The sequence below is a fragment of the Amycolatopsis sp. NPDC058986 genome (assembly GCF_042741125.1).
Taxonomy (GTDB): domain Bacteria; phylum Actinomycetota; class Actinomycetes; order Mycobacteriales; family Pseudonocardiaceae; genus Amycolatopsis.
In genome coordinates, this window is the sequence record NZ_JBHYJW010000087.1 from 17,109 (window position 1) to 30,569 (window position 13,461).

The following is a 13,461-nucleotide window of genomic DNA, read 5'->3' on the forward strand; positions in this document are numbered from 1 at the left end:
ACACGATCGCGTTGACGGTCTCGTTGACCTTCGAACCGCTGTCGGACCGCCGGCGGTTGGCGGTCGTGTTCGTCCGCGGCACCCTGACAACGGCGACCGTCGCCGATCTCAGTGGTCCTCCCGGGATCACGACGGTCTCGGGGATCGGTGGCTCCGCCTTCAGCTGGTACATCGGCGGTTTCGACCGCGGACACCTGCCATCTGGCCCCCTGGTGCTCGAACTGGTAGTCCCGGCGACCGCCCGCCCACGCGATGCGGAACTGACTCTCCGAGTGGATACCTCGTTCCGTCAACCACGGACGGCGTTCTCGTTCCGGAACCGCGTCGTCCACGCCCGTACCGACAGGCCGTGGACGTTCCCGGTTTCGCTGCCCGCCGATCCGGGAGCACCGGTTCCCAGCCCGGCTCCTCCGGTGGCCGCCGTTTCCCGGGCGTCGGTACGGCTGTGCGTCGCGGCGGACATCGTTTCCTACAGCCGGATACCCACCGTTGAATCAGCCCGGGTGCAGAAGCGGTTCGTCGAGTTGCTCAGGTCGGCACGAGCCCACACCGGCATAGCCGAGTCACTCGTGGTCACCGACAGCTCGGGGGACGGCCAGTACGCGGTGCTGCCTCCCGGACTCGACGAATCAGTAGTGCTCCCCCGGCTGCTCGACGGCCTCGTGCGCGCCACCCGGGCGGCGAACGACGCACTCGAAGACGACGCCCGCTTGCGCATCCGGGTCGCGATCGACCGTGGTCTCGTCCAACCCAGCGTCAACGGCTGGATTGGCTGGTCCACGATCGCGATCCACCGGCTCCTCGACTCACCGCCCTTGCGTTCGATGCTGACGCAGCATCCCGAACTCGACTGCGCCATCATCGTCTCGGACACCGTCTACCAGGACGTGGGCCGGCACGGCTACGGCGGAGTGACGGACCAGGACTTCGTCGAAACCACCGTTTCCATGCCGGAAAAGGGGTTCTCCGGGCGTGCTTGGCTCTACCGGCCACGCCGTTGAGGTAGGGGCCCGCGTGCCGCTCGCTTCAAGCCGCTCAGGCGAACCCGCCCTCGACGCGATCGACCCGAGCAACGAGCTGCCGTCGGCAGCCAAGGAGATCACCATTTCGTCGATCCCGGTCAAGCGCTTCTGCCGCTTCGCCACGATCCTCGGCTCAAAGCTCGCGTCGCGGTCCCGCGGCACGTCGACCTGTACCGGCCCGACGTCGGTCAGGACGGTTTTGGAGCGGGTGCCGTTGCGGGAGTTGCCGGTTCCGCGGCCGGCTGGGTCGTGCTTGTCATAGCCAAGATGATCGGTAATCTCGCCATCCAGCGCGGACTCCAGCAGCCGCTTGGTTAGCTGCTGCAACACCCCACCCTCACCGGCCAACCTCAGCCCGCCGGCCTTGGCACGGTTCACCAACTGCTCGACCAGCTCGACATCCAGGCCGTCCAGACCGGCCTCGGGCTTCGAGTTCTCAGCGTTGTCCACGCCGGACATCATGTCGGTCATCAGGTGCACTTCCATGATCGGGAGTTACACCGAACGTTTTACAGTCCCGCCGGAAAAAAGAGCGCGTTCGTGGAACGCGCTGATCGTGGCATGAGCGGATGTGTGGTGGATTCGGTCAGCCGGTGGGCTGGTCGTGGGTTGCGCAGTGGATGCCGCCGCCACCGGAGGCGATGGTGTCGATTTTGACGGGGACGACGTCGCGACTGGGGAAATGTTCGCGCAGGATCTGCCGGGCGCGGTCGTCGGCCGCGGCGTCGCCGAACTTCGGGATGAACACGGCCTTGTCGCCGATGTAGAAGTTGACGTAGGAGATGACGCTCTTGCTGCCGCGGACGGTGACCCGGTCCGGGTCCGGCTGGGGCAGATCGATGACCTGGAAGGCCTTGCCGCTCGCGTCGGTGGCGCTCGCCAGCACCGTCCTGGCCTGGTCGGCGGCCTGGGACCAGATGTCGGCCGGGCTGTCGGGTGCCGCCTTGTCCACCAGCACGATCCCCGGGGCGACGAAGCGCACCAGGCAGTCGACGTGGGCGTCGGTGATGTCCTTGCCTCGCACCCCGGCGAACCAGATCACCTTCGTGACACCGAGGGTCTGCTTGAGCTCGTCCTCGATCTGCTGACGTGTCTTGCCACGGTTGCGGTTGTCGTTGACCAGCGAGCTCTCGGTGACCAGCAGCGTGCCCTTGCCGTCGGTTTCGAACGAGCCGCCCTCGGCGACGATCGAGGTCTGCACCCGCGGGATCCCATACCGCGCCAGCACCGCGCGGGCGACACCGGAATCGTTGTCGTGCGACTGTTTGCCGCCCCAGCCGTTGAAGTTGAAGTCGACGCCCATGACCTTGCCTGCCTCCTCGACGAACACCGGCACGGTGTCGCGGGCCCACAGGTCCTCCACCGGGATCGGCAGCACCTCGACACCGGCTCCGCATGCCTGTTTCGCGCCGTCTACGTCCTCGGGGCGGGCGAGCAGCACCACGGACTCGTGATCGGCGATCGCCCGTGCCAGACCGGCGATGTCCGCCCGCACGGCGGGCAGCTCGTCGTCCCAGATCGTCGCCGTCGGCCAGGACATGAACGTGCGTGCGTGGTTCTCCCATTCGGCGCCGAACCGGCGGGTGCCGGCCGATGTGCTCAGGGCCGTCGCGGGCGACGGCCCGGTGGCTCGGGTCAGCGGCACCTCCGGCCGGGAGCACGCCGCGGCCCCGACTGCGGTCATGCCGATCCCCGCCAAGGTCCGCAGCGCGGTACGACGAGACAGCGGGGAATCGAACACGACACACACTCCAGGGGTGAGCACACGAGCCAAGGTCGAGGCGAGATCGCCTCGTGGCGACCATCATGAGGCTGACTGAAAATTTAGTCAAATCGAGCGACGGCCCAGCCCGGGACGGCCAGGCACGGTGAACGCTGAGGTGACGGGCGCGTGGCATGCCGCTGATCCCGATGGGGCCCGCGCATCGGTACCCCTGCTCAGCGTGGCCGACCACCCGATGCCGGGACGGCGGCGCTGTAGTGTGATTCGGCGGTATCCTTGAGGCTGACTGAAACATCAGTCAGTGGGAGGTGTCGTGTCGGAACGCCAGAAGGCGATACTGGACGCCGCTGTCCGGGTGATCGCGCACAGCGGCGTGCGGGGGTTGCGCATCGAGAAACTCGCCGCCGAGGCGGACATCTCCACCGCGCTGATCTACTACCACTTCGGGAACCGCGCCGGGCTGCTGCGACGGGCCCTGGAGCACATCAGCGACCGCGCGGCGGATTACACCCAGCACACGGGGACCGAGGCGACCGATCCGCGCGGGGAACTCGAACAACTGTTGCTGCTGGAGATACAGGACACCGAGACGGTGCGCATCAACAGCACCGCGTGGGGGGAACTCCGCGCCAGCGCCGTGTTCACCGACGACCTGCGCGAACCACTGGCCGAGTCGACCCGGGTATGGGTGGACGAGGTCGCCGACGCCATCCAGCGGGGACAACAGGCCGGGACGATCTCGGCGCGCACCAGCCCCGTCGACGCGGCCGAACGGCTCACCGCCCTGACCGAAGGGCTCAGCGAACGCTGGCTCAGCGGCTCGATGACCGTTACCCGCGCACGAACCTTGCTGCGCGACGCGATAGCGGCGGAACTGGACAAACCATGAGCAGCGCCGTATCGCCCCATCCCCGCCCTTACTCTGTTGGTCACCAACGGGTGAAGCCCGTGGCCAGGAATGCTGGCATAAAAGTCATACCCACTTCCCTACATCCGCCCATCCTCTCGAACCGGAACACCCCTGAAAGGTAAGTTCTGCCGTGAGGACTCGAGGTCCAGAAACGGGCCAGGCGTCAGCACGATGCCGATCTGGGTGAACGACCCGACGGAACCCGAGCTGCCGCTCTTTTCCGAGACCTCAGAGGTCAAGTAACGGGAAGGCTTCCACCAGTCGCCATGATCGAACCGGACAGCAGATCTGGAACACATTCTCTCGGTTGACCACCTGCCGCTGGTGATCCCCTCGATCGGCAAGGTGGTGATCCCACATCGGGTGGTCAACGACAGCGCCTGGACGAACAATCTGTGAAGGTACCGATGGGCCAGGTGAAGTTGGACGAGCTCCTTCCGACTGACATTGCCAAAGATTTCGCGATCTTCGTGAACGATGGAGAAGACTTCGACAACATCAGCTATGGCGCCGAGGTCACTGACGATCGGCTGATCGTGACGGTCGGTGCCGACGACAGCGGCACGACGCGCACTTTCGAACTCTGGATGCGTGAGGTGCGCGCGCAGGCCTGAACCCAAGCTATCGGTAGGTGGTGGTCGCGAGTGCGGCCACCACCCATTGGCACGGCGTCGACGCCATACCGCACCCGGAAGTATGACTCTCTCCGGGCTCTCGTAGAGCTGAGCAGAAGATCGCCAGATCGGGCGCTTGGTCGGCCAGGGTCCAGGGATCCGACAGGCAGACGAACCGCAACCGGCTGGCCAGCCGTCGTTCCTCGGTGGCGTTGACCTCGATCTCCAGCAGCCGTTCCAGCGCGGCGGTCATGGACGGCTCGTGTCGCGCTGCCCTTGGCCTCACTATTTCCAACGCGAACGCCAAAGTTAGTTCGTTGGTACTTGGTTGTCCTGGCTGGCGACGAGTTTCCGCTGGATGTTGTCGGCCTGGGCGGTGCGATGTTGGTTTTGATAGATGGTTCGCGCTCGTTGCCAGGCGTGCCGTGCCTGTGGTAGTCGCCCGAGGGTGGAATGGAGATCGCCGATGCGTACGAGTGTCTCTGCTTCAAGGTAAGTGCTGCCGAGTTCTCGGCGAAGGTTGAGTGCATGTTCGTAGTGGTCGAGGGCGCTGTCGTTTTCCTCGGTGAGGTGGGCGATGTAGCCGAGGATGTCGAGCGCGCTGGCCTCTCCTTCACGCGCGTGGTGTTCGCGGAACACGGTGAGCGCGTATTCACACGGCGCGCTGGCATATGTTAGCTGCCCGAGTCTTGCCGAGAACCAGCCCACGTGATTGAGGGCGTCGGCTTCCCACACCGGATCGTGGGCGTTCCCGAACAGTGCCGCGGCCTGCTGGGCATGTTTCAGGGCTCCTTCGTCGTCACCTTGCCATGCACACACTTTCCAGAGGATTCGGTGACTGTGCGCCTGCCCCCGCTGGTCCCCGATACTCTCGGCCAGTCGGAGCGCCTCACGGGTGTGTTCCACGGCCTCGGCATGTTGCCCTGCTCGGCCGTAGGCGTCCCCTGCGCGCCATAGCGCCATGATGCGCAGGTGTAGGTCCCCCAGATGGTGGGCGGCGACCACGGCGTTCCGCCAGCAGTCGAGGTTGTCGCGGATATGTCCCCGGCGAAATTGGAAGACCGTCAGGCCCCACGCCACCCCCCACACCACCGCCGACCAGCCCTGTTCCCGAGCGTGCTGCTGGACGCTCAGAAGACAAGGATGTTCAGCCTCGAACCAGTCCAGAGCCGCCGCCGCATCCGGAAGCGCCCGGGGCGCCGGGGGGCCGACGGCGTCGAATTCGGCGGTGGGCTGGTGCGGATCGAGCTGGTTCTGCGCAGACCGCGCTGCGCCGGTGTAGTAGAAGGCCAGGTGGCGCAACGCGGCATCGCGGGCAGTGTCGGGCTGATGCTGAGCAGCATGACCTGCGACGTGGCAGCGGACCAGATCGTGCATCCGATACCGGCCAGGTTTGTGCTGCGCCAGCAGCGATACCCGTTCCAAGACTGCCAACGTGTCCGCGGTTTGGGAGATCGTCAGCTGGCTGAGGGCTGCGGCCGCAGGCACGGCGATTTCCGGCGTGGGGGCGGCACCTATCAAGTCAAGCACTCGCGCCTGGCCAGCGGTCAAGGCCGAGTACGACCAGGACAGTACAGCCGGCACGCTCGCCGCCGAGTCTTTGTCATCGAGGGCGTCCAATGGGGTCGTGGCGTTCTGGAGATCGGTGGCCAACGCCGCGAGCGGGAGCTGGGGACGCGCCTGGGCACGTCCGGCGACGATGCTTAGCGCGAGCGGATGCCCACCGCACAGGCCGAGCACGGTGCCGGCAGCGCCCGGTTCCGCGGCCAGCCGCTCCGGCCCGAGGCGTGCTGCCAGCAAGCTATGGGCATCATCGTCCGGGAGCACGTCAATATGCAGCGGGTGGGCGTTGTGGGCGGCAACAAGTCCGGTGAGCTGGTCTCGGCTGGTGACCAGGACGGCACAACTCGGGCTACCTGGCAGTAGCGGCGCGACCTGTGCTGAATCGCGGGCGTTGTCCAGCACGATCAGCACCTGACGTTCGGCCAGCGCACTGCGGTACAGCGCACACTGCGCGTCGAAGTCAGCGGGAATCTGGTTGGCGGCGACGCCGAGCGCGCTCAGGAATCCACGGACCACAGCCTCTGGGCGCGTGGGCTGTCCAGCGGGGCCGAAGCCACGCAGATCCACGAACAGCTGCCCATCGGGAAACCGGCTCTGATACTGGTGCGCCCACCGCAGGGCCAACCATGTCTTGCCGACACCTCCCGCACCGAACAGCACCGCGACCATCATCGCGCCAACCACGTGGCCGTGGGATTCGAACAGCTTGCCAAGCCTGGCCAGCTCACACTTTCGCCCCGAGAACCATGACGGGGCAGCCGGAAGCTGGTGCGGAACAGGCATCACACCACGCTGTTGCAGCCTCCTGCGTCCGTACCGGGAGCCACGCAGCCTCGGTCGTTGCTCCCGATCGGGCGTAGGAGCCTTCACCGCATCGAGATCAGATCTCCTCCGTTCCACATCAGCGTGCAGTGCTTCCACCGCGGTGGAAGAGACCGTCCCCGCACTCGACAACGCGACCCCCGCACGGCGGGTGTTGTAAAAACCCAACTCGGCGTCGGAAGCGCCCCCCAAGATTGTTCGGAGTGCTTCGCGGTAGCGGCTTCCGGGCCACTGGATCACCCCGCGTTCGAGCTTGCCGATGTAACCTGCGTCGAGTTCCACCCGCTGGACATAGGCGGTCCATAAGTACGCATTGACCTGGTCAGCAAGCTCCCGACGCGACACGCATTCGCCCGGATGCTCCTGCGAAGGTGTGCGCTCCCGAGCTTCCCGCAGCCGAGTATTGGGTACTGCCACGATCGTCCTCCCCGCAGACAGTGGCATCGTGCCATCACCCACCGTGATGCACGGCGGTCCGAGCTGTCAACCACATCCGGCGACCAACGTCAAGACCGCACAGCAATCCTCCCCTCAACCTCCCCGAATACCTCCCTTCTCAGCTCCCTTCCAGCTAACAGGCCCATCCGGCAGGGTGGGATTTACGGGTGAAGCAACGACGAGTGGGTGCCCATCTTCCTTTTGCAGGAACCGGGGGTGTGGGTGTCGCTGCGGGGACGGACTTCGCGGCGACATCCACCCCACACTCATCGTCAATGATTTCTCCTACTTAAATGAATCATTTCGTTAGACGAGCAAAAGGAACTGATGTATCGAGGGAAAGGAACTGGCAAGGAGAAGGAGATCGGGGCCAGCGGCAGCAGATGGCCGCGCACCCGGCGGCCGAGGGCCCGGGCGGACAGGCAGGCCAGGGTGTTGGCCCGCCACCACAGGACCTCGTCCGGGGCGATTGGGCCGCGACTGTCGGAGGGTCTTCGCCGTTGGAGCCGGTGCAGGCCCGGCACAAGATCCCAGAGAATGTCCGGGCTACCCGATATTCGGGTGCGTGCCGGATACTCTCGAGTGAAATGGATCAGCAATCTCGCCGCTCCCCCGAGCGTGGTCATGCACCGATTGTGCTCGTGTCAAGCCTTTTGCGCCAGGACGCAAAGGGTGTACTTGCTGTCCTGGCTCCAGCAATACTTGTGACCGGGTTGCCGCGGCAGAGCTGTCTCGCTTGATCCGAGGCCCACTATTGCATGGGGGGATTACCGCCGCAGTCGCTCTTGCCGTTTGTCAACAAGGAGGACATGTCATGATCAATTGGGTTCGAAAGTCCTGCTTGATCGTCAACGTGCCGACGCTGACCACTATAGGTGCTATCGCTCCGGACCATAAAAACGGTCAATTCTGAGAGGGGACGAAATGATGAAACGTGGACTTGGACTACTCGCCGGCGCATTGCTGGTTCTCGCGGAGGTGATCTGCGGCACCTCCACGGCAAGTGCCGCGGCCATCACCCGACCGGCAGCGGCCTGTCCTGGCCAGATCGATCCAGGGCCCTTGCCCGAGGCGCACACCGTCCAGCAGGCTTCGGGTCAGGGCTTGATAGTCCAGCTCAGGTCGGACGCAGGCAATGAGCACGGATGGTCGAGGGTGCTCCACGCGAGTCGCGGAATGGTGGTGTGGTTGAACTACAAGTACAACCTCAATGACAGGCCACTTCCATGTGGTCAGGTATGGCTCCCGAACGGCGGCGACGCGCACACCGTAGCGATGAATTCCACCGGGAATGGCTTCTACTTGCAAGCGTGCGCGGGATACGGCAACGCCGGCGATTCCACGTGCACCATCTGGTGGTGATCACGCCAACTGCACATGCGAAGGTTCGCCCGCTCGGCTGTGCGGGTGAACCTCGCGCGTAGGATCCGCTCCGCTGATTGTGTGCTGGGTGGCCGGAGGGCGAGACTCCCCCGGAGACCTGGCATTGTTGCAGTGACGCGGAGGAAACCGGCGATGTTCGCGCCCGAAGCGTAGTCACCCAGGCGACCGCGTTCTTCGGCCGTGGCGAGCCCAGGTGTCGTGGATGTCGCGCATGATGTTCGCGAGGCGCCGGTCGGTGGTGGGAGTGGGCTGATGGCGGTTAGCTCCGAGCTGGGTTCTCTAAGGTGGTTCGTCGTCGGAAAACACTGATGGGACAGCGCTTTCGGCGATCACGACGCGCATCTCCTCTACGACCTCGGGCGAGTACTCAACATCGCCCCAGACTGCCGATGTGCTGGTGTCCCAGAGCCACCCGGCGGCAGAGATCGACTTCCCCACACGCACATGATGGTGATAACCCCCGATTTTGCCTGGTAGTCAACTGTTCACTGCTATCTGCAGACCCCCCAAGCCACATACCATGTATTGACATCCCGCCAATAGCCACTCAGCGGCAGAGCTACGCCCTGGGAGCGTTCCGGGACAGGATCCCCGTAGCTACAATCCGGATCACGACGCGGCCGCCCGTGTCGTCACCCAGCTGGTCCACGGCACGACCCCGCAGAGCCGGCGGCCGTAACCGGTGAATTACCGCTGCTACAACATCACCAGCAGCCGGGTGTCGCCCCGGGGCAGTGTGCCAGCCGAGCCGGCCGTGCTCGATCAGGATGACTGTCGCTCGTGGACCCCGGTCAGGCATCGTGCGCCGCGACGTCGCGGGCGGTGAGCGCGGCGGCGAGGTGGCGGGCGTGTTCGGGACGGGTCGGGTCGTAGCCGGTGATGGTGCGTATCCGGTTGAGGCGGTAGGTCAGCGTGTTGCGGTGGATCGTGAGCGCGGCGGCGGCCTCGTCGCGGCTGTGACCGCTGGCGAGAAACGCCCGGAGCGCCTCGAACAGATGCGGATGGCCGTCGAGCGGGACGAGGACGGCGGCGAGGCGATCACGGGCAGGTCCCGGCTGAGCGAGCTGGTATTCGACGGCGAGATCGTCGAGCCAGTAGATACCAGGCTCGCGGGCGAGCCGCCGGGCGAGTGTGAGGATCTCAGCGGCCTGCCGGTGCGCGTCGGGGATGCCGGGATGATCGGGCGCGGTCACGGCTCCCGCGGTGCAGGGCGTTCCCGCCGCGGTGCCGATCCGGGCCAGCAGCCGCGCAACGCGGGTGCGTTCGGGTGTGGCCTCCCGGGGATCGCAGGGCACCAGGAGCACCCCGCCGTCCCGTTCGAAACCGGCAAGCACGTCCGGCTGAGTGTCCAATTCGGTCTGCATGCGCCGGAACACCGCCGTCGTGGTCTGCGCACCCGTGCGGGGCGAGGCTTCCGGCACGGCCAGGTGGAACGCGACGACGGTGTAGCGCTCGGCGAGGGTGCGGCCCCCGCGTTCCGCGGCACGGCGTGCCGGACGGCCGGCCAGCAGAGAGGCGGCGAGATGCTGGCGGGATTCGCGGTGCTCCCAGTCGAGGTCCCGTTGCTCACGGAGGTAGCTCTCGGCCACCCGCGGCATGAGCACGGCGAGGAAGTCGAGGATCGGTTCCACCATCGCCGTCAGCTCGCCAGGCCGGTCCGGGAGGACCTCGGTCGCGATGGCCCACACCTGCTGCGCGCCCAGCGGGTAGATGCGCAGCACGGCCTCCAGCGGCAGGCCGTCGCGCGTGCGTTCGCCGCCCCGGACGATCGGAAGGGACAGTTCCTCGTCGGTCGGCGCGCGGCCCGCGGCGATCGAGGTGAGGAACAGTTCGATCACCGCGCGGACGTTGGCCACCAGATCGCCTTCCCGGACGCTCTCCGGTAGCACCCGATAGGCGGGGATCCGCTCGACACAGCGGGCGGTGACCGCTTCCGCGATCTCCCCGGCACGGGAGAGCAGTACAGCGGCGACGGGTGGTTCGGAGTGGACAGGGGGCATGGCTCATTGTCACCACGCACAAACCCGCGCGGCAAGTTTCTGCGCATCGTGCCAGCAGACAGCGATCATGGCGTGGTCCATTCTGGTCACCATGACGAAGGGGAGATCCCGCTGGGACACCCGGTCATCACCTCAAGGCCGTCGACGCCGTTGACGCCGCATCCGGAAAGGACATCGCGATGAAGCGAACCCGTCGGTTTGTGCTGGGGCTGCTGTCCCTTGCGCTCGTGTGCGGTACCGCCGTCCCGGCGGACGCGGCGCCCGCGAAGAACGCGGCACCGACCGAGGCCGTGCCGCCGCCCAGCAAGGACCCGTTCTACGTTCCCCCGCAAGGTTTCGAATCCAGTCCTAATGGGACAGTCCTGCGTTCGCGGACGGTCACGGCACTCGCCATCATCGTGCCGATCCCCGCCGACGCGCATCAGGTTCTGTACAAATCGGTCGACAGCCACGGCAAACCGGTCGCCGAAACCGCGACAATCGTGGTGCCGCGCAACCCGTGGACCGGGTCAGGACCGCGGCCGCTGGTGTCGTATCAGCTGGCGGAGGATTCGCTCTCGACCCGTTGCCAGCCTTCGTACACCCTCCGCGTCGGCGCGCTCGGCGCGCCCACACCCGCCGGGACGTACGAGGTGACCCAGTCCCTCGGCGCGCTGCTCAAGGGCTACGCCGTCGTCTATTCCGACTACGAAGGCCCGAACTCGGACTTCATGGCCGGCCCACAGGCAGCGCACGGTGTGCTCGACGGGATCCGGGCGGCACAGCACTTCGCACCCGCCGGACTCGCGGCGGACGGTCCCGTCGCACTGTGGGGCTACTCGGGCGGCGGCTTCGCCACCACCTGGGCCGCCGAGCAGCAGGCGTCCTACGCGCCCGAGCTGCATGTGGTCGGCGCCGCGGCGGGTGGTGTCCCGGCGGATCTGGAGAAAATGCTCAAGTACAACGACGGCAACCTCGGCGCCGGGCTCGATCTGATCGGCGTCATCGGCCTGGCCCGCGCCTTCCCCGAGGCGGGTGTCCAGTCCCTGCTCAACGAGAAGGGTAAGAAGCTCTTCGCGGACAATCAGGACAACTGCACCCTCGACATCGCATTGTTCCACCCGTTCGACCACCTGGCGAACTACACGACGGTGCCGGATCCGATCGCGTCGGAGCAGGCGCGCTTCCTGTACCGCGCGAACAGCGCGGGGAAGGCCACGCCACGCTTTCCGGTCTACAACTACCAGGGCCTCGCCGACGAGTTCGTCCCCACCCCGCCGGTCGACGCCCTGGTGGCGAAGTACTGCTCCGACGGCGGAACCGTCGAAAAGTCGCGCATTCCCTTCGCCGGGCACATCACCGGCGAGGTCGTGGGGAGCGGTCCCGCACTCGACTTCCTCGCGGCCCGGTTCGAGAGCAAGGCGCCCCGCAACGACTGCGCGTAGGGACGCACCGAGGCGGACAGCCCCCTCAATAGTCATCTCGGCGTTCGCGGCCCGACGGTTGTCCGGTGAGTCCGGCCAACCGTCGGGCACACCGACAACCTGCTCACATCTCGGTGGGTTCTGAGCTGCCCGTCGTGGGCGGCCGCGGCAGATCCGCGGCGATCTTCGTGAGCAGGGCCTGCAGGGTGACCCGCTCCGCCTGGTCCAGCGGGGCCAGAATCATCTCCTCGACACCGGTCATCGCGGCGTCGAACCCGGCGATGAGTTCGCTTCCCGCCGGTGTCGCGTAGACGCGTTTGCCGCGCTCGTCGCCGGCTCCATGCGCCGCTCGACGAGACCACGGCGTCGAGCCCCTGCAGGAGGCTGGACACGCTCGCCGCGCTGGTGCGGCCCATCTGGGCGATGTCACGCTGGATCGCACCGGGGTTCCCGACCAGGTAGACGAGCGCGGCACTCTCCTCATGACTGAGCCCGCGCTCCCGGATCCAGTCCTCATCGGTTTTCCGCTACGCCCAGACGATCCAGCGCATCAGATCAAGGCTGCTCTAGCCGGCCATCACGATGCCCACGGACCGACGCCGCCGACCTTGTCGATCCGGACGCGGGTGAGAAAACCTGGCGGCGCGTTGTCCGGCGGGAACTTCACATCCGGGCCGGCCAGCGTCCTCGCCAGCTCCGTGAGCAGCTCGGGCGCACCGCCTTCCACAATGCGAGCAGTCCCGGTGATCGCCAGATACGGCCGCATCACGTCCCCGCGTTCAGGGGAAAGGATCGTCAGCGCCACCCGGCCGTCGCGGCGGACATTGCGCACCTTCTTGTGCTCGCTGAGATGTGCCACCACGAGCTCGTCACCGTCCGGCGTCGATTGCAGCGCCACCCAAACCACAGTGACCTGTGGGCTGCCGTCAGGGTTGAGGGTGACCAGCGTTGCGTCGGCACCGGTACCGACGAGTGCGCGCGCGGCGTCGTCAAGTTTCATACGGTGGTTGACAACCCGGACGGTACTTTCATTCCCGCTCTCGACACGGTGTCTTGCACTTCCCGCACCGGAAACATCTCGGAACAGCGGACCACGGCCCGAACAGCCCGAGTCTCCTGCCCCATCGGGCGATTTCGCCGAGGGATGCACTGAACCTTTATGTGGCTTTAAGAGTACTCGAAGGCTGAGCGGAGACAGTTCACCGCGACTGATCGCGAGGGGGACCTGCCATGCCGCACGACTTCGGCCACCGGTGAGCCGCTGAGATGGGGAATCACGTAGTCGACGACTTCTTCGCCCCCGCACTCGACCTGCGCGATTCGCTCGAACTCCGTTTCACCGTCCGGAGTGACCGGCAGGCAACAGGTGCGGAGCGATCCCCGTACTTCCTGGTGTTCGAGGCAGGTACCGGCACCACGGTGAGCTGGCACCGGTTCGTGACACTGGCTCAGGCCACTACCTGGGCACTGCAGCGCTTCGCCCACCCACCCCCGTTACCTTCTTCGTAGCTCCTGATCAAGGAGTTCGTGGTCGCCAGGCCCGGCATGACTTTGTCCCCCTGTCTTTCCCATGATCCGGGGGG

The 13,461-nt window shown here is 66.2% G+C and carries 10 protein-coding genes and 1 pseudogene; 4 read left to right on the forward strand and 7 right to left on the reverse strand.

From position 1 onward, the window contains the following. Positions 1 to 289: 289 nt before the first annotated feature. From ACFW0G_RS41990 to ACFW0G_RS42000, 3 genes and pseudogenes are all read right to left on the reverse strand, one after another. Complete coding sequence (locus ACFW0G_RS41990; protein WP_378331134.1) at positions 290 to 463, reverse strand: hypothetical protein; 174 nt, start codon at positions 461 to 463, stop codon at positions 290 to 292. Between the two features lie 616 nt (positions 464 to 1,079). Beyond that, positions 1,080 to 1,403: pseudogene (locus tag ACFW0G_RS41995) on the reverse strand (transposase); the annotation flags it as partial. Between the two features lie 205 nt (positions 1,404 to 1,608). After that, positions 1,609 to 2,706: an agmatine/peptidylarginine deiminase gene (locus ACFW0G_RS42000; protein WP_378331135.1), complete on the reverse strand. Its 1,098-nt coding sequence runs from the start codon at positions 2,704 to 2,706 to the stop codon at positions 1,609 to 1,611. 352 nt (positions 2,707 to 3,058) lie between these two features. Here ACFW0G_RS42000 and ACFW0G_RS42005 point away from each other — a divergent pair, with 352 nt between their 5' ends. Further along, positions 3,059 to 3,634, forward strand: a complete 576-nt coding sequence (locus ACFW0G_RS42005; RefSeq protein WP_378331136.1) for a TetR/AcrR family transcriptional regulator — start codon at positions 3,059 to 3,061, stop codon at positions 3,632 to 3,634. 428 nt (positions 3,635 to 4,062) lie between these two features. Continuing rightward, the gene (locus tag ACFW0G_RS42010) at positions 4,063 to 4,269 is read left to right on the forward strand and encodes a hypothetical protein (RefSeq protein WP_378331137.1); all 207 of its coding nucleotides are present in this window, start codon (positions 4,063 to 4,065) and stop codon (positions 4,267 to 4,269) included. 7 nt (positions 4,270 to 4,276) lie between these two features. Here ACFW0G_RS42010 and ACFW0G_RS42015 read toward each other — a convergent pair whose 3' ends face one another. From ACFW0G_RS42015 to ACFW0G_RS42025, 3 genes are all read right to left on the reverse strand, one after another. Next, positions 4,277 to 4,522, reverse strand: a complete 246-nt coding sequence (locus ACFW0G_RS42015) for a hypothetical protein (protein WP_378331138.1) — start codon at positions 4,520 to 4,522, stop codon at positions 4,277 to 4,279. A gap of 56 nt (positions 4,523 to 4,578) precedes the next feature. Further along, the gene (locus tag ACFW0G_RS42020; protein WP_378331139.1) at positions 4,579 to 7,071 is read right to left on the reverse strand and encodes an ATP-binding protein; all 2,493 of its coding nucleotides are present in this window, start codon (positions 7,069 to 7,071) and stop codon (positions 4,579 to 4,581) included. 2,195 nt (positions 7,072 to 9,266) lie between these two features. After that, entirely contained in the window at positions 9,267 to 10,475 is a 1,209-nt protein-coding gene (locus tag ACFW0G_RS42025) for a PucR family transcriptional regulator (RefSeq protein WP_378331140.1), read from the reverse strand. Positions 10,476 to 10,654: 179 nt separating this feature from the next. Between ACFW0G_RS42025 and ACFW0G_RS42030 the strand changes: the two genes are divergently transcribed. Then, positions 10,655 to 11,899, forward strand: a complete 1,245-nt coding sequence (locus ACFW0G_RS42030; protein WP_378331141.1) for a lipase family protein — start codon at positions 10,655 to 10,657, stop codon at positions 11,897 to 11,899. Between the two features lie 556 nt (positions 11,900 to 12,455). Here the strand turns inward: ACFW0G_RS42030 and ACFW0G_RS42035 are convergent. Beyond that, positions 12,456 to 12,878 carry a PPOX class F420-dependent oxidoreductase gene (locus ACFW0G_RS42035; RefSeq protein ID WP_378331142.1) on the reverse strand — a complete coding sequence of 141 codons (423 nt, stop codon included), beginning with the start codon at positions 12,876 to 12,878 and terminating at the stop codon, positions 12,456 to 12,458. A 266-nt stretch (positions 12,879 to 13,144) separates the two neighbouring features. Here ACFW0G_RS42035 and ACFW0G_RS42040 point away from each other — a divergent pair, with 266 nt between their 5' ends. Then, a complete protein-coding gene (locus tag ACFW0G_RS42040) occupies positions 13,145 to 13,387 on the forward strand; it encodes a hypothetical protein (RefSeq protein WP_378331143.1) in 243 nt (80 codons plus the stop codon). Positions 13,388 to 13,461: the final 74 nt, after the last annotated feature.